This window comes from Psychrobacter okhotskensis (genome assembly GCF_013248965.1).
GTDB lineage: Bacteria > Pseudomonadota > Gammaproteobacteria > Pseudomonadales > Moraxellaceae > Psychrobacter > Psychrobacter okhotskensis.
On the sequence record NZ_JABRVQ010000011.1, the window covers coordinates 1 to 16,807 of the forward strand.

Annotated in this window: 13 protein-coding genes and 1 pseudogene; 6 read left to right on the forward strand and 8 right to left on the reverse strand. The window is 43.0% G+C overall.

All coding sequences use genetic code 11. The features are described 5' to 3' along the window. The first annotated feature begins 433 nt into the window (after positions 1-433). On the forward strand, positions 434-1,630 hold the full coding sequence (locus tag HQR03_RS07015; RefSeq protein ID WP_173239672.1) for a globin domain-containing protein: 1,197 nt from the start codon (positions 434-436) through the stop codon (positions 1,628-1,630). A 121-nt stretch (positions 1,631-1,751) separates the two neighbouring features. Here the strand turns inward: HQR03_RS07015 and HQR03_RS07020 are convergent, their stop codons facing one another. The 6 genes and pseudogenes from HQR03_RS07020 to HQR03_RS07045 all read right to left on the reverse strand — a co-directional run bounded on the left by HQR03_RS07020 (position 1,752) and on the right by HQR03_RS07045 (position 8,904). Next, positions 1,752-2,573, reverse strand: coding sequence for a phosphodiester glycosidase family protein (locus HQR03_RS07020; RefSeq protein WP_173239673.1), 822 nt, complete (start codon positions 2,571-2,573; stop codon positions 1,752-1,754). A 207-nt stretch (positions 2,574-2,780) separates the two neighbouring features. Beyond that, positions 2,781-4,586, reverse strand: a complete 1,806-nt coding sequence (locus HQR03_RS07025) for an FMN-binding glutamate synthase family protein (protein ID WP_173239674.1) — start codon at positions 4,584-4,586, stop codon at positions 2,781-2,783. Positions 4,587-4,775: 189 nt separating this feature from the next. After that, positions 4,776-5,864, reverse strand: a complete 1,089-nt coding sequence (gene rtcA / locus HQR03_RS07030) for an RNA 3'-terminal phosphate cyclase (protein ID WP_173239675.1) — start codon at positions 5,862-5,864, stop codon at positions 4,776-4,778. 373 nt (positions 5,865-6,237) lie between these two features. Further along, complete coding sequence (locus HQR03_RS07035) at positions 6,238-6,696, reverse strand: DIP1984 family protein (protein WP_173239676.1); 459 nt, start codon at positions 6,694-6,696, stop codon at positions 6,238-6,240. Positions 6,697-6,706: 10 nt separating this feature from the next. Further along, positions 6,707-7,435, reverse strand: a complete 729-nt coding sequence (locus HQR03_RS07040) for a hypothetical protein (protein WP_173239677.1) — start codon at positions 7,433-7,435, stop codon at positions 6,707-6,709. Positions 7,436-7,672: 237 nt separating this feature from the next. Further along, a pseudogene (locus tag HQR03_RS07045) lies at positions 7,673-8,904 on the reverse strand (RtcB family protein). A 289-nt stretch (positions 8,905-9,193) separates the two neighbouring features. Between HQR03_RS07045 and HQR03_RS07050 the strand changes: the two are divergent. The 3 genes from HQR03_RS07050 to HQR03_RS07060 are packed head-to-tail and all read left to right on the forward strand — an operon-like array spanning position 9,194 to position 12,155. Further along, on the forward strand, positions 9,194-9,949 hold the full coding sequence (locus HQR03_RS07050) for an alpha/beta hydrolase (RefSeq protein WP_173239678.1): 756 nt from the start codon (positions 9,194-9,196) through the stop codon (positions 9,947-9,949). Then, a complete protein-coding gene (gene rtcR / locus HQR03_RS07055) occupies positions 9,939-11,636 on the forward strand; it encodes an RNA repair transcriptional activator RtcR (RefSeq protein ID WP_173239679.1) in 1,698 nt (565 codons plus the stop codon). Before HQR03_RS07050 ends, rtcR begins: the two co-directional genes overlap by 11 nt. Positions 11,637-11,663: 27 nt before the next feature. After that, a complete protein-coding gene (locus tag HQR03_RS07060) occupies positions 11,664-12,155 on the forward strand; it encodes a class I SAM-dependent methyltransferase (RefSeq protein WP_173239680.1) in 492 nt (163 codons plus the stop codon). Positions 12,156-12,185: 30 nt separating this feature from the next. On the opposite strand, the gene HQR03_RS07065 is transcribed toward HQR03_RS07060, so the two are convergent. After that, complete coding sequence (locus tag HQR03_RS07065) at positions 12,186-13,091, reverse strand: hypothetical protein (protein WP_173239681.1); 906 nt, start codon at positions 13,089-13,091, stop codon at positions 12,186-12,188. Between the two features lie 116 nt (positions 13,092-13,207). Further along, on the reverse strand, positions 13,208-14,020 hold the full coding sequence (locus tag HQR03_RS07070) for an IclR family transcriptional regulator (protein ID WP_244951997.1): 813 nt from the start codon (positions 14,018-14,020) through the stop codon (positions 13,208-13,210). A gap of 178 nt (positions 14,021-14,198) precedes the next feature. Between HQR03_RS07070 and HQR03_RS07075 the strand changes: the two genes are divergently transcribed. Beyond that, on the forward strand, positions 14,199-15,383 hold the full coding sequence (locus tag HQR03_RS07075) for an acyl-CoA dehydrogenase (RefSeq protein ID WP_173239683.1): 1,185 nt from the start codon (positions 14,199-14,201) through the stop codon (positions 15,381-15,383). 186 nt (positions 15,384-15,569) lie between these two features. Beyond that, entirely contained in the window at positions 15,570-16,778 is a 1,209-nt protein-coding gene (locus tag HQR03_RS07080) for a CaiB/BaiF CoA transferase family protein (protein ID WP_217271558.1), read from the forward strand. Positions 16,779-16,807: the final 29 nt, after the last annotated feature.

Genomic DNA, 16,807 nt, shown 5'->3' on the forward strand with positions numbered 1-16,807 from the left:
AGTGTTTCATAACGTTCTGATATGTAGGAGTTGAAGTTTGAAATGCAACACGGCACATCTTACTCTTCAACTCATTCTTTTAAAACGTTGCACTTCTTATTTGAATCTAGGGCACAAAATAAGCGTCCGTTTGCAGCTTTGTTGGTTTTTACCAGAGTAGTAATCAGAGATACTTATTCTAAAAGCCTGTTACTTTAAAAACTTGTCACTCTAAAAGCCAATCACGCTAAAAATAACTGAAAATACTGATTCAGTATTGGTATGCGTAGACAAACATGATAAGATTCATTTTAAATATATCTTATAAAGATTTATGTCAGCCCTTCAATTAGAATTGCCAAAATGTTTGATTGATTTAGGCAATTCTAATCACCGCTGACAACTTAACTTTAACCTTATCCAAGCAATGTTATACATCACTAAGAGAGATATTATGGCTTCACCAAAAACGTCAGAAATCGTAAAAGCAACCGTACCCGTCCTTGAAGAACATGGGACAGCGATTACAACAGTATTTTATAAAAACATGTTTGAAGAGCATCCTGAGCTGTTGGACATATTCAACGAAACCAATCAAAAGCTAGGCCGTCAACAAACCGCGTTAGCGATGACAGTATTAGCAGCGGCAAAGCATTTGGATAAATTGGCGACGCTACTGCCACAGGTCACCCAAATCAGTCACAAGCATCGCGCGTTACAAATCTTGCCTGAGCATTACCCCATCGTTGGTAAGCACTTAATCGGTGCCATTAAAGAAGTGCTAGGCGAGGCTGCCAATGATGATATCATTACGGCTTGGACGGAAGCTTATGATGAGATTGCTTCGGTATTTATCCAGATTGAACATGGTATGTATGAAGAGGCGATGTGGCAGGGTTTTGCACCTTTTAAAGTGACTGAAAAGGTAGCGGCTGCCACGGATATCGCCGCCTTTACGGTTGTGCCAGTGAACGAGTATTCAGAAAGTACACAAAGTATTGACCTGAGTAAATTAAATCTAACCGCTGGTCAATATATCACGGTCAAAACAGATCCAAAGGCCAGTGACCATGTTGCCCTGCGTCATTATTCTTTGTACTCTGCCAGTACCGATACAGGCGTCCAGTTCGCTGTGAGACGCGACAACCGTAATGAGCATCACGGTTTGGTTTCTAACTATCTACATGATGATTTAGAAGTGGGTGATACCGTTCTATTGTCGGCACCGGCGGGCGACTTTGCGCTCAACCAAGAGCTGGTTGAGCAAAATGAGATTCCATTGGTATTGATGAGTGCTGGTGTTGGCGTGACCCCTGTATTATCCATGTTAGAAGCGCAAGTATTGACCAATCCGAAACGACATATTATCTGGGTTTATGCTTGCCAAAATGAAGCGCATCACGCTTTTAATCCTGAAGTGAATGCGCTGTTAGATAAGGCCGACCACGTAGAAAAGCATATTTTTTACTTCGAGTCTGGGCAACTATTAGATGAGGCATGGCTTGCTACCTTGCCTGAGCCTGCTGATATTTATGTCTGTGGCTCGATGCCATTTATGGAAAGTATGATTGATGGCTTGATGACATTAGATCATGGCGTTGATAGCGTCCATTATGAGCCCTTTGGTCCTAAAATGAGTCTGGGCGGCTAGTTTTTAGCTATTGTTGATAAAGAAAAAGCACTTGGATGACAAAATCGTCTCAAGTGCTTTTTTAATTTCAAACAATAAATGGTTAGTAACTGCTTAGGAAGGCAGAGGTATAAAAGGTATATTAATTTTTATTTTCAACAAAGCCAATCATCACGCCCATCTCTTTTTTATCATGCTTATCGATGCTGGGTGTATATAATGCCGATGCAATCCCGCCGTCTAAAAAAAGCGCGTTTGCACAGTTTAAATCATCTTTAAACAGCGCAGCAAATTGATAAAACGTCACAGGCTCATCGCTATTGACGAATTGGATGCTACCATCGCTGCAAACACCGGCACCATTGCGTAGCTTGAGTGAGGTGCTATCAGGGTTGAACTGCGGATGTATCTCGTTATTGATAACCAACATCGGACCCGATTGGGTGGCATACCAAGGCTGCGCTTTGCCGCTCTCAAGCTGCTCATTTAAAGCATTGCTTTCAGTGATTTTTACCTTGCCAGACTTATCCCACCACAGCACACCATTGGGCAATAAATGAAAATTGCCGCCTCCTTCTTTGGTATTTAACGCACGAATCTCTTTACCATCGATGACAGTATAGCCAATCGGTGCATAATTTTCGTTATACATGCCTGCATTCATGGCAAAACTAAGCGTTTGATTGTCTGGCAAGGTCGCTACGACATTGTCAAAGGTTAGCAAAGGTTGCTCGCTTGCAGACGATTGCCAAAACAGCTGTAAAGAGTAGCGCTCGCTATTTAATGCATTGGTATCGATACGGCAGATGCTATAAGAAAACGGCGAGTTTTGTGTTTCGCATGACCAGTTTTCTGTATCATTGTCAGACGTGTCAGCACCTATCGGCTGGCAGGCACTAACGCTCAAGGCCATAAGCGCTGCCGCCAGTAAGGAGTGGGGTAAAGCAAAACCGAAACTTGGCATCAATGAGGTGTCTTTTATATTAGGACTATAGTCAGTGAAAAGTAATATCGATATATCATGTACAACTGATATCAACTTTTCTTGCTTGCTGTGCCTGCGCAGACAGAGGCTACAAAAAACTGATATCAGCAATAGCATCGCGTTTTTAGAAGATTTTAACGATATAATTGGGTCTATAATTTATAGGCTTGTATGGCTATTAGCTTATTATTTGCTAGCAGGCGGGAAGTCGCGAAAGGTATTATTGACATTACCAATCAGCCGACCACCATTGATTTCATTATACTCAGGACTACCCAGGCTTGCTTCTGTGGGTGCGCTGGTTTCTTTGCCTTTATCACGCGAGTCCTTGTTATAAGCAATCAACGCATCGTTATTGGCTAAGAAGCTATCGGGGTTTGCCATGACCCACATCTGGTTGAAAACGTCTGCGCGGGCACTATGATCAAGTAAAGCGCCTCTATCGGTAAAGTAAAAGAACTTGGATAATAATTTGATTTGGCCGTCGTCTAAGCGGCGAGCGATATGATAAGGCTGCAACTGACTTGGGTGTTCAAGTCCCACCGCTCCCACGATACTGGCGAGAGATTTTAGGGTGTTCTTGTGGAAGCTTGCGACGCGCTCGGCTTTGCTGGGGACATCCAGTGCTTTTTGACGATACGGGTCTTGAGTAGCCACACCAGTCGGGCAGGTATTGGTGTGACATGAGCGTGACTGAATACAGCCAACGGCAAACATAAAGCCACGCGCTGAGTTGCACCAGTCTGCGCCCAAAGCAATCATACGCGCAATATCAAAGCCGGATACGATCTTGCCGCTGACGCCAAGCTTAATCTTGTTGCGGATGCCTGCACCAACCAAGGTGTTGTGTACCAATAAAAACCCTTCAACCATCGGCATGCCGACGTTATCCATAAATTCAACCGGTGCTGCGCCCGTGCCGCCTTCAGCGCCATCAATAACGATAAAGTCAGGATAGTTATCCGTTTCTATCATGGCTTTGACAATGGCCATAAACTGCCACGGTTGACCCACACATAACTTAAAACCAACGGGCTTGCCGCCTGATAAGTCACGTAGCTGTTGCCAAAAAGCCACCATTTCGCGTGGCGTACTAAAGGCCGTATGCGAAGATGGCGACACGCAATCCTCCCCAAGAGGAACTTGACGGGTATCAGCAATCTCTTGAGTGATCTTCTCAGCAGGTAGCACGCCACCTTTACCAGGTTTTGCACCTTGAGAGAGCTTAATCTCAATCATTTTAACTTGTGGATCGACCGCTTTTTCGGCGAAAGACTGTGGATCAAAATTGCCGTTGTCATCACGGCAACCAAAATACCCCGTACCCAATTCCCAAATCAAATCGCCACCGAACTTGCGGTGATACGGGCTAATCGCGCCCTCACCGGTATCGTGAGTGAAGCCGCCAATCTTTGCACCTTGATTGAGCGCCATAATGGCATTGGCTGATAAGCTACCAAAGCTCATCGCCGAGATATTAAACACCGACATATCGTGCGGCTGTTGGCAGCGTTCGCCGCCAACGATAATACGAAAGTCTTGGCTCTCTAACGGTTGACTCACTGCCGACTGCAAAAACCACTCCTTACCATGCGCGTATAAATTATCCAACGTACCAAAGGCATTGGTATCGCTGACGTTCTTTGCACGTTGGTAAACGAGCGCACGTTGCTGGCGTGAAAACGGTACTTGCTCTTTATCATCCTCTAATAAATACTGACGAATCTCAGGACGGAAGTCTTCAAGTACGTAACGAATGTGCCCGGCAACTGGATAGTTTTTCAAAATAGCATGCTTTGATTGTATGATGTCATAAATTCCCAAGCACACCCCAAACCCTCCGATAACGATTAACCACCAATTCAGCAATAATAGACCTGCTAGAAATATCAATATCGCAGCGCCAAAGGTGCTGTAGCGCAGCAATAAGCCGACCAGATACGGAGAGTTGGTTTTAGGTTCAGGATTTAGATTGGTACGAGATTGGGGCATAGTGGCGCTCGACAATAGGACATAAAAAACAGAGACGAAATAAAAATTTTCTATATAGAAAACTATGGAATAGAAAACTATGGATTACTATTATACGTTGAAAATATCATGGCAAAATATGAGTTGAGTAACGGTATGAAGCTGCGTATTTTCAATGTATAAGTCTAAAAAGTAAACGTCATTACTTTTTTAATCAACGATTCGTACTAAAGTTCTTTGTTCATCAATCGTCTCGAACTTGATCTCTACAGGCAAAAACTGCTCGATTAGCCATGCTTGGGTCTCGGTATGTTGGCTAATAATACGCGCAGTAAACTCACCACCCCCTGACAATGCTAAAGGCAATAAGAGTTGATCGGTTAGGTACTCATCCATCAACGCATCGGTTTTGAACAAGTAGCGTTTAATTAATCCTGCTAAGCGACTCCCCATCTTTTCAGCAGAAGCACGTTTTTCTCCGAGCAGGGTAAAGACTTCTGGATGGTATTGTCCATTAACCTTATGCGTAACGATCGCATAGCAAGTATTGCCTTCACCGATACCGAGCAGTTTATTACATCTTGTGGTAATAAGGGTGTCGTCGATTCCGGCTTCAACCAATACCGCCTGCGCGCTGGCAAGCTCACGTTTACCAATGTCATATTCTAAGTTCAGAACACTAGCGACTAGCTCTACGCTCATCAGCTCACCACGTTCAATAAGTTTGAAAGGCAGCGAGTCAGCACGGCGCAAAAACGGCGGTATCGTTGCCTTAACGATACCGCCACCGATAGGCGCAAAGCCTGCTTGCAGACATTCAATATCTACTTGCATACCCAACTTAGTAAGTGCAGGAATAAACGCTTGTTGTAAAAAGTCTGTGGTTGGCGCTAATGGATTGTGCGTGCCCCCTTTAATGGTTACGGTTGATTTTAAGTGTTTATTGGAGTTAGCAAACAGCAAGGCAGGCAGTATAGTTTGCAGTACGAGACTGGTACTACCAGCCGAGCCGATATCAAAAGTATAGTCACCTGAGTTAATCATATTCGGCGTAAAGCTAAATGCCGTACTACCTAAGTGAGCGCCTGACACGCTGGCGTCTGATATCGCTTGTGACGCTTGCACGCACATTACATGTTGACGCATCAATCCAGGCTTGGCACGACCAGCCCGAATATTAACTATCTCAATTGGAGTACCGGTCAGCATAGATAAAGACAATGCGGTACGGATAATTTGTCCACCGCCTTCGCCAGTGCTGCCGTCTATTTTTAACGGTTTGGTTTTTGATATTGGCATGATGTGAGACTTTCTTATTTTTGAGATGTTTTTAGCGTTTTTTTGATGATACTTATCGCGTAATGATAGTTGAATGGTATTTAAAAAAATATAAATGTTAGAGAGCCATAAAAATAAATTGAAACCGACTGTCAGTGTCTGGTGGTAAGGTCTAAATAGTGCACTGTGAGCTGTGACGTGTACGGGGCATGAGGTGTAAAAAAAGCATTTGCCCCCAACGCGTAGCAGTCACTACAGTATGTTTTCAACCCCCTGCTGTGACGGTTTGGGGTCTGACACTCGCCCAATCGGTTCCAAACTGGTCGTCTATGCGCTTATATTCAGCACGTAGAAAATTCTAAAACATATGGTTTAAAATAACTACTTAAGCAAATCATTCAACCAAATCAATCTGCCAGTTATTAGACTGAATGACAATATTAATTTTGCGTAGTTTCATTGCGATGTCATCGGCTTGCTTTTGTAATCCTGCGACCGAGACTATGATATTCCATTTAATCTCACGATGGCTATAGCGATCAACCTCGGTGTCCGTGGCTTCAATCGCTTCAATCAATAGCTTATGGCGCATCTCTAAGGTATCACGCTCAACCAATAGTGTCAGTATCGACTGACCTTTATCCGTCTTAGCAATGGCATTGGTACGGTGAATGCGCTCAATTAAATTACTTAGCTCACTAATAATTTGGCTAGCATCAATCATTAGCTCATTAGGGTCTTCGCTTGGCGTATCACCGTCTTGGACTTTGACATTACTACGAATTCGTCCTTTAAGCTGGGCAAGCTTTTTTTGCATATCGCTACGGATAAGTAGGGCTTCTGCGAGTTTCATAGTTTTGTCCTTAAGTCCTATTTTTCATTCTAATGAAATGCTTCATAAATGAAGAGGTTATTTCAAGAATAAACTCAACTTCTTCTTCGATAACTTGAGAATCATGTTTAACATACTCATTCTGATACTTTGTAAAATAATCGATTAACTTTACAAACATATTTGATAGTTCTTTAGAGCCATTATTACTCTCAATAAATAAACCTATATCACTAAATTGGTTTTCTAGAGATTTTGAATTTCCTAGTATTTCTTTGACTAGTAGCTCTAACGATAAACGAAGATCATCTAGTAAATTTCTTTCAAATATATTTCCTTTGTACTTCTCTAGAGCATTATTATATTGTTTTAAAGATTTAGTATAGTCATCTAACCAAAATCTAGTTTCATCTACTAAGATTTCATTAACCATATCTATATCTGTGTTTAAACCTTTAAAACGTGTTAATAATTTTATTTTAAGGTCTTTGACTTCGGGTAAGTTTTTAAGTTCTGAATGTTCACAAAGTTCTTTTATGATTTTAAATTGTTGCTTCGAATCAAATACGCTTAAGTTTTTCTTTAGAGCATATCTTTTGTTAGGTACTGATGGAGGAAATGGATAACTTGGATAGGGAATATCAACATCATAGTCAACTGCATGCGCCGACAATAAGCTAGCAATTTTAGAACCTGATAATCCTTTCTCGGTATTGCCTAAAATATCACCAACTATTTCAATAAATGTTTGAGGAATCATATTTAGCCTTGTGTTTAAGAATAATATTTAGTTGTGAGTGTTAGGATAGCTTAAATTCTAACATACGTTTGAATCATGTATTGCTTTTGCCGAGGGACGAGCACCGAGCTAAGCTTTTAAAGAAAATAGAGTTATGAAAAGCATATTTACCACTGTTTAAAGAACCCAGATGTTGAGGCCATGCTTCTTAAGCTTTTGATTTTTTCAGCTAAGCGCATAACCTTAATCATATTCCATTTACCCTTTAACACAAACTACCTGACGCAAGGTATGCACCACTTCTACCAAGTCACTTTGCGCATTCATCACATCATCGATATTTTTATAAGCTGCTGGGATTTCGTCAATCACTGAGGCATCTTTACGGCATTCCACGCCTTCGGTTTGGGCAATTTGATCGGCTACCGTGAAGACTTTTTTGGCTCAGTCCGTGACATCACGCGACCTGCACCGTGTGAGCAGGAGCAAAACGATTCCTCATTACCTTTACCGCGCACGATAAAGGACTTTGCGCCCATTGAGCCGGGGATGATACCGTATTCACCAACGCGAGCACGTACCGCGCCTTTGCGAGTGACAAAGATTTCTTCGCCGTAATGCTCTTCTTTTGCCACATAGTTATGATGACAGTTCACCGCTTTAACCTTGGCATCAAAGGGCTTAGTGATGATTTGATGTAGCGCTTTAATCGCTTTTTCCATCATGATTTCGCGATTTTTAAAGGCGAATCGCTGCGCCCAACCCACCGCAAACCAATAATCATCGAAGTGCTCGGTACCTTCGGCAAAGTAAGCCAAGTCTTTATCAGGCAAGTTAATAAACCACTTACGCATATCCTCACGTGCCAACTCGATAAAGTAGCGACCGATAGCATTACCGACACCGCGCGAACCTGAATGCAGCATAATCCACACTTGATTGGTCTCATCCAAGCAGACTTCTACAAAGTGATTGCCCGTGCCAAGCGTACCCAAATGATTAAGATTATTAGTGTTTTTAAGCTTAGGATGCTTTTGGGTGATATAGTTAAAATCATCGACTAACGTTCCCCAACCATCCATGACGCTATTGTCAGGGTTTGACCAGGCTCCAACATCACGACGTGAACCGCGTCCACGAGTTTTACTACGACCATGTGGAATGGCTTTTTCAAGTTCAGTACGTAGACCCAGCAAATTATCAGGCAAATCATCAGCGGTTAGGGTGGTTTGCACGGCCATCATCCCGCAACCGATATCGACACCGACCGCTGCTGGAATAATCGCTTCTTTGGTCGGCAGCACCGTGCCGATAGTCGCGCCAATACCGACATGCACATCGGGCATTACCGCAAGCCACTTATAAATAAATGGCATTTTCGAAGCTTTAATAAGCTGGTCATGGGCTTTTGGGTCAACAGGTACGCCCTTTGTCCAAAGCCTGATAGGGGTTCCACCGTCCTGAATGATATTATGAGTAGTTGGTTGCATAGCGTGCTCCTTAGTCTTATAAAGTTATTTAATATTGAATAAGCTGTGCTTTATACACTGCGAAGGGCGTGCCAAGTTTTTTACTTTACCAGATATGCAAGTTAAGTTACTGATAGTTAATAAGAAAATAGAAATTAAATATAAGTCTTATGCTCATTTATTTTATAGTAAAAATACAATACATTATGATTTATTCTATTTTTATAGAATTTAATATATATTAGATGGTATTAAGGTTAGGTTTGTTTTCAGAAAACTAATCTAAAAATAGAATTTAAAAGGTGCTTTTATGATGATTTTACTATTGCCAGGGGCAGATGGCACAGGCGTGCTATTTAAGCCATTTATAGAAGTGCTACAAGCTTCGATTAATACAGAGCATTTCTCAAAAGCGTCAAAGCCAATATCGAGCGTGATTATTAATTTAAATCATGATGAGATGGGCAATCCACTGGCACAAAAATTATCTGAACAAGCGACGCGTATTGAGAACGAATATGAAGGTCAATCAGTAGTTGTCATTGCTGAGTCTTATTCTGGCTTATTGGCCTATGAGTTACTTAGCCGTCAGCAGTTAGACATCACACACGTTGTATTTGTTGCAAGCTTCCTAAAAGCACCTAGCAAATTTGTTTCTATAGTCGCCAAGCTTAACCCTGCTTGGTTGAAAGGCGCTATTCGAACTACTCCAAGTGTAATATGGGGTAGAGTACTATTTGGACGCTGGCAAACGAGGCAACTGCGAATTTTATTTATTCAAGCACTGAAGCAGACGCCTAACGAGTTATTGCAACAGCGACTGGCAATCATTGCTAATACTACAGTAGCGCACAAAACCCTAAGTGTGCCTTGTTTATACTTGCAAGCCAATCAAGACAATCTAGTCTCTGCGCAAAACATAGAGATATTTGATGAAGTATTTACTGATTTTTCTAGAATTGCTATGGATGGTAGCCATTTCTTATTACAGACCAATCCAGAAGGGGTTTGGGAGGCGATAAAAAGCAATATATACTTTGGAACGAATGATTACTATGTCAAATAAAACCCAACATAATAAAACCGCCGTTATCGGCTTTCTCGGCACCACTTTAGACAATGGCTTTAACGATAAGCGTTGGCAACGTTGGCGACCGACGGTTAGTCTAGGTTTGCATGATGCGCTGTTGATTGATGAGCTGCATATTTTATATAGCACCCGTGACAAGCGTCTATTTAAGATTGTCAAAGATGACGTGGCGCATGTCAGTCCGCAGACACAAGTGATTGGTCATCATGTCTCGTTATCTAGTCCGTGGGATTTTGCGGATGTCTATGCTGAGCTGTATGACTTTGCGGCAGCGTTCGACTTTCAAGATAACACTGATTATCTGCTGCATCTGACTACGGGCACGCATGTCGCGCAGATTTGCTGGTTTTTATTGGTAGAGGCAGGATTCATCCCAGCAGATTTACTGCAGACGTCTCCTTGTCCGAGACCGGATCAAGCGGATCCGCAAGGTCGCTATCAAGTGATAGATTTAGACGTCTCGCGTTATGATGGTTTACGCGCACGCTTTGAGGCGGAAAAGCAGCAGCATTGGCAAACCTTGCAAGCCAATCTCGTTACCCAAAATGCTGCTTATCAACAGCTCATCTCCGATATCGAAAAAGTTGCCACGCGCTCGACCGCGCCGATACTATTGATGGGTGCAACAGGAGCAGGCAAGTCGCAACTTGCGAGCCAAATCTACGCTCTAAAAAAGGCCAAAGCCAACAGTACCGCACAAGGTAAATATGCGTTAAATAAATTTGTCGAAGTCAACTGTGCCACCTTGCGCGGTGATACAGCAATGAGTGTATTGTTTGGGCATATTAAAGGCGCATTTACAGGTGCGGCGTCAAATCGTGATGGTTTACTAAAATCAGCGGACGGCGGTTTATTATTCTTAGATGAAATCGGTGAATTGGGACTTGATGAGCAGGCAATGTTATTAACGGCACTAGAGGAGCAGCGCTTTTATCCGCTCGGTAGTGATACGTCGATTAACGTCTCGTTTCAGCTAATGGCAGGAACCAATAAAGACTTGCGCCAAGCGGTCACAGATGGTGAGTTTCGTGCGGATTTATTTGCGCGGCTTAATACGTGGACGTTCTTTTTGCCGTCACTTAAAGACAGACTAGAGGATTTACCTGCTAATATCGATTATGAGCTGGCGCGTTTAGGTAGCGAACAGCAGCAACAATATCGCTTTGAGCCGAGTGCACGACAGTTGTATGAAGACTTCGCAACTAGTCCGCAGGCGACATGGCAAGGCAATTTTCGGGATTTAAGCGCGAGTATGATTCGCTTGACTACGCTTGCAGATAGCAAAGTGATTAGAGTAGTGGATGTGCAGGCAGAGATTGAACGTTTGACAGAGCTATGGTCATCACCGGGAGACATGCAGTCTAAAAATAGCCTAAGTAAAAATAAACCTGAAACAGGGTTAGACAGTGAACTATTAGAGCAGGGTAGCCATGAGCTTTTAAGCCAATATCTTGACGAAGAAATGCTTGAGTCTATCGATCCTTTTGACGCTATACAATTGGCTTATGTTATTAATGTTTGTATTGATCATAAAAATCAAGCAGCAGCAGGGCGCTACCTCTATGCCAACTCCCGCAATAAACTCAAAAACCCTAATGACAGCGATCGTTTACGTAAGTACCTGATGAAGTTTGGGCTTAAGTTCGATGAGTTATCTTTTTAATAAAGGTAACAAGTATTTACGGATAACTTGCATCATATTATTGTCTCAGATATAAGTGTGCAAATGCTGGATAAGGCTAAAGAGAAAATGACTAACTACAGTGCGAACACTTCATTTATGCCTTTAGACGCTGAAAACATGATACAGATTGAGAGCGCCAGCCAAGATGTGGTATCTATCTCTTTAGGATTGAAAATATGTGATAGACATAAGGCATTGCAAGAAGCTTATCGAGTATTAAAAGCAGAGGGTAGACTAGTCGTTTTAGAAGCTTCTAACATTCCTATTAACTGGATTCATAAATTATATTTAGGATATATGTCAGTGGTAATGCCACTGATTGGTTGGCTGGCAACGGGTGGTGACAGCTCAGCTTATCAGTACTTGCTTAAGGGCGTAAAAGACTTCCCTAGTGCCGAAGCTTTAGCGCAAGAGATGAAAGATATTGGCTTTGGTGAGGTCAATTTTGAGCGCTTAAGCTTTGGCATTGTCGCTATTCATATGGCACGTAAACTATAGTCAAGCTACTGCTATGATATGCACACACGCTCAATCGCTGCTATTTTCAAAGTCATAGCCTTTGACCGCTGGCGTGCTTTTAGAGAAATCAATTTGATAGTTATGAGTCTGATCTTTATCATCGATAAGTCCATTACCGTCACTGTCTGAGCGAGTGATAAAATAATAACGCGATAGTTGTGGTAGCCATTTGGTGGTTTGGATAAATTCATTATCAGGATGCAGTTTGAGCAACTTATCCCCTTTATCGTCACTCATATACAGCGCTTGTTGCTTCAATAAATTTTTATCTTTGGCATCTTTTTGATTTGGCGTCTCATTAATATGATAGATAGCATGCTTAAATAAAGTGTTTACGGTCTCAAAACGCGGCGTTCTATAAACTTCGTCTGTAGCATTATCAGACTCTATATCTGTCACGATATTAGCGTCCACAATAGCATCACCATTTGAATTTATTTTTAAAATACGTTTTTTAGTGACATGAGGAATAAAGATACTACGGATAATAAAGCTATCGTCAACCAATAACTTTTTTTCTACGCCAGTTGCGAGGTCTTCAAAGACGATATTACTGATGTAGGTTTGATAGGTATAAGGCTCTGTTTCTGCAAAGATAGTAGGTTGCCATTTATCCCTAGATTTTATACTACTTAAACTTTCATCCTGCTCAGCAGTCAAGCTAAGCGGCGAGATCGGATGAAGCAGAGTAGGCCAGCCTTTAATATAGTGCGGGAACTCAATTTGCGTGGCGATTGGCGCTGGAGTAGCAGTACTGGCATCTGAATTATCAGTCTGATTTGGATTGCTAGTTTGAGTTTCAGCCGTAGCGTCAGGGTTATTATTGGGCTGACAAGCACTAAGCATTAGCATAGCTGCTAAACTAATGCCAAAAGATAGTGCCGATTTCGCTAAATTCTTATTATAATGAGTCATGCGCATTCCTATATAACTTTTTATATTCGGTATATTTAATCATACGCATATGATTTAACATTTCAACAAAGTTACATGGAAAATTGATGGAATAGATATAGCTATGCTACTTTTATTTAAATCCCACTCCCAATCTGTTCAGCCAACGCCTGCAATTTTGGCACTATTATTGCTGCATATTCCTTTGCATCCCAGTTCGCTCTTGGCACACTAGCATTTAACGAATAGGCAAAATGATTCGTTGCTACATCAAATACACCAACCGCCACTGCCAATATATCTGGCGAAAACTCACCGTCGGACAAGGTATAGCCTTTTTCTTCAAAGTGTTTAGCAGCTTTATTTAGGTTTAACTGCGCTATTTGAGTGTCCTTAGCCGATGATCTTGTTCGTAGATTATTATTAATAACAGCCTGTCTAGTTGGCGTACTCATCGCATAAAAAGCCCGACCAATAGCCGTATCAGCAATAGGGACAGCGGAGCCCACTTGCAGATTTACCGAGAGTCGAGCAGGACTACGATAGCAAGCCAAATAACGCATCTCTCCTTCAATTTCGGTGGCTAAATTCACTGACACCTCATAGTCTAGCGCAAATTGGCGCAATAGAGGCTCTGCAAGTGCTACCAAATCATGCTGACTCCAAGCGCTAGCGCTCAAACGAACGGCACTGCTGCCTAGCTGATATTGACCCTGTACAGTAGTACGCAAGAACCCGAGAGTCGTCAAGGTGTAAATCAGTCGCGTCACAGTCGCTTTAGGTAATCCACTCATTTGACACAACTGCTGGTGACTCATTTGCTCTTGATGCTCAAATGCTGCGAGCAACAGTAATCCACGGCCAAGAGCGGTGACAAATTGCCGATCTTCAGCTTCTTTGCTCTGTATAAGTTGATCATTAATATTCTCTAATAAAAGCGTGTTTTTCATCATTTTATAGCCATAGTTAGCAATAGGGGTTTACAGCAGCCTATAATTCTGCTTAAATAGTTTCATAATATGAAACTAAGTTTCGCACAGCGGAATTAAGAAGTCAATATCTTACTAAGTTAGTTCATATCTCATTCACTACTCGTCGGTCAGGATGACTGACACCAAGGAGCTCCACATGGCAACATCTACTAGCCCACGTTTTGATTGGGAAGATCCTTTTTTATTACGCGATCAGCTGACTGACGAAGAGCGCATGGTCACTGAAAGTGCTCGTCAGTTTTTTCAAAAAGAATTAATGCCTAATATTGTTGAGGCCAATCGTAATGAGGTTTTCGATCGTAATATCATGCGTCAAATGGGTGAGATGGGTCTGCTTGGTGTGACTATTGAGGGCTATGATTGCGCGGGTATGTCCAGCGTCGCGTATGGTCTGCTGGCTAAAGAAATTGAAGCGGTTGACTCGGGCTATCGTTCAGCGATGAGTGTACAGTCAAGCTTGGTCATGCATCCTATTTGGGCGTACGGCACCGAAGAGCAAAGAGAGCGATACTTGCCAAAGCTGGCTTCAGGCGAATATGTCGGCTGCTTTGGTCTGACTGAACCAGATTCCGGCTCTGATCCTTCATCGATGTCGACTCGTGCGCGTGCAGTGGATGGCGGTTATGAGCTGACGGGTAATAAGATGTGGATTACCAACAGTCCTATCGCGGATGTGTTTGTGGTGTGGGCAAAAGATGACGCTGGTGATATTCGTGGTTTTATCTTAGATAAAGGCATGAAAGGCTTATCAGCGCCGAAGATTGAAGGGAAGTTCTCACTGCGTGCCTCAGTCACTGGCGAGATTGTCATGGACAAAGTGTTCGTTCCCGAAGCCAATGCCTTCCCAGATATCCGTGGTCTAAAAGGGCCGTTTGGTTGCTTAAATAAAGCCCGTTACGGTATCGCTTGGGGCTCAATGGGCGCGGCTGAGTTTTGCTGGAAAGCGGCTCGTCAATACACGCTAGATCGCAAGCAGTTTGGTCGTCCGCTAGCCGCGACGCAGCTCGTGCAGTTGAAGCTTGCCAATATGCAAACTGAAATCACGTTGGGTCTACAGGCAGCGCTACGTGTTGGGCGTCTGATGGATGAAGACAATGCAGCGCCTGAGATGATTTCGCTGATTAAGCGTAATAATTGTGGTAAAGCGCTGGATGTCGCGCGTATCGCTCGTGATATGCATGGCGGTAACGGTATCTCTGATGAGTATCACATCATCCGTCACGTCATGAACCTAGAGGCGGTCAACACTTATGAAGGGACGCATGATATTCATGCGCTCATCTTAGGTCGTGCACAGACGGGTATTCAAGCGTTCTTTTAAGCGTTTTTAATTGATACAACTGTATTTTGTGACGTACGTTATTGTTTTGCTTTTTACGAAGCAGTTATAGACAGTAGCGTACGTTTTTCAGTTGTTCTTCATGATTTAACCGTTAAGCGGCTAAATGATGCAGAACAGTTTTATGATCAAAAAATCAAAGAATACGCTACAAAATAAGGGATGATTATGACTGATAGGGCTAATATGCCAGAGGGCGCGTTGCATGGTATCAAGGTACTGGATTTATCGAGAGTATTGGCGGGCCCTTCTTGCACACAAGTACTTGCTGATCTGGGCGCAGAAGTCATAAAAGTTGAGCGTCCACATATCGGCGATGAAACGCGTCATTGGGCCCCGCCAAAATTCAGCGATGACACTTCCGCTTATTACGCTACTATTAACCGCAATAAAAAATCGCTTACCGTCGATATTACTAAACCGGCAGGACAGGCCATTATCAAACAGCTCATTGCTGATAGCGATATTGTCGTTGAGAACTTTAAGGTAGGTGGTTTAAAGAAATACGGCTTAGATTACGACAGTTTAAAACAAGCCAATCCACGTCTGATTTATGCGTCATTGACGGGTTTTGGTCAGACAGGTCCCGACGCCAAGCGCCCCGGTTACGACTATATTATTCAAGGGCTATCAGGACTAATGAGTATTACTGGGCCAAGCGACGGCGAACCGCACAAGGTTGGTGTGGCCGTCGTTGATTTGTTTGCAGGCTTGCAGCTGACCATTGGCATTCAAGCGGCACTGCTGGCACGTCAGCATACTGGATTTGGACAACATGTCGATGTAGCATTGCTTGACAGTGCACTGGCGATGTTAGCGAACGTCGGTATGAATCATTTAGCCTCAGGTGATGTACCGCCAAGACTGGGTAATCAGCATCCCAATATCGTGCCTTATCAAGTGTTTGCTGGTGAGGGGGAGGCGCACTTTATCTTAGCATGTGGTAATGACAGCCAGTTTGCCAAGCTTTGTGACGTATTGGGTATTGATTGGCATAGCGACAGCCGCTTTACGACCAATCCGCAACGCGTTGCCAATCGTGAGCTGCTATGTAATGAGCTGGCCAAAAAGTTCGGCGAGCAACCACGCAACTATTGGTTAGAGGTATTGGATCAAGCAGGCATTCCGTGCGGTGCTATTCATAACGTGGCCGAAGCTTTAGCCATGCCGCAAGCATTGGCACGCGAGATGATTGTTGATTTTAGTGAGCAGGGTAGTCCTGTTAGAGCACTGGGTAATCCCATTAAGCTTTCTGCATCACCTGTCAGCTATCGTACGCCGCCACCGCAATTGAGCGAGCATACCGATAGCACGCTTGCTGATTTGGGTTACGACAGCGAGATGATTGCCAAGCTTAAAGCGGATGGGATTGTTTAGTTAATGGCTCATTTGACTGTTTGAGACGT

Coding starts and splice junctions, on each gene's coding strand:
- HQR03_RS07015 (WP_173239672.1), top strand. CDS start 434: ATGGCTTCACCAAAAACGTCAGAAATCGTAAAAGCAACCGTACCCGTC.
- HQR03_RS07020 (WP_173239673.1), bottom strand. CDS start 2,573: ATGCCAAGTTTCGGTTTTGCTTTACCCCACTCCTTACTGGCGGCAGCG.
- HQR03_RS07025 (WP_173239674.1), bottom strand. CDS start 4,586: ATGCCCCAATCTCGTACCAATCTAAATCCTGAACCTAAAACCAACTCT.
- rtcA (WP_173239675.1), bottom strand. CDS start 5,864: ATGCCAATATCAAAAACCAAACCGTTAAAAATAGACGGCAGCACTGGC.
- HQR03_RS07035 (WP_173239676.1), bottom strand. CDS start 6,696: ATGAAACTCGCAGAAGCCCTACTTATCCGTAGCGATATGCAAAAAAAG.
- HQR03_RS07040 (WP_173239677.1), bottom strand. CDS start 7,435: ATGATTCCTCAAACATTTATTGAAATAGTTGGTGATATTTTAGGCAAT.
- HQR03_RS07050 (WP_173239678.1), top strand. CDS start 9,194: ATGATGATTTTACTATTGCCAGGGGCAGATGGCACAGGCGTGCTATTT.
- rtcR (WP_173239679.1), top strand. CDS start 9,939: ATGTCAAATAAAACCCAACATAATAAAACCGCCGTTATCGGCTTTCTC.
- HQR03_RS07065 (WP_173239681.1), bottom strand. CDS start 13,091: ATGACTCATTATAATAAGAATTTAGCGAAATCGGCACTATCTTTTGGC.
- HQR03_RS07070 (WP_244951997.1), bottom strand. CDS start 14,020: ATGAAAAACACGCTTTTATTAGAGAATATTAATGATCAACTTATACAG.
- HQR03_RS07075 (WP_173239683.1), top strand. CDS start 14,199: ATGGCAACATCTACTAGCCCACGTTTTGATTGGGAAGATCCTTTTTTA.
- HQR03_RS07080 (WP_217271558.1), top strand. CDS start 15,570: ATGACTGATAGGGCTAATATGCCAGAGGGCGCGTTGCATGGTATCAAG.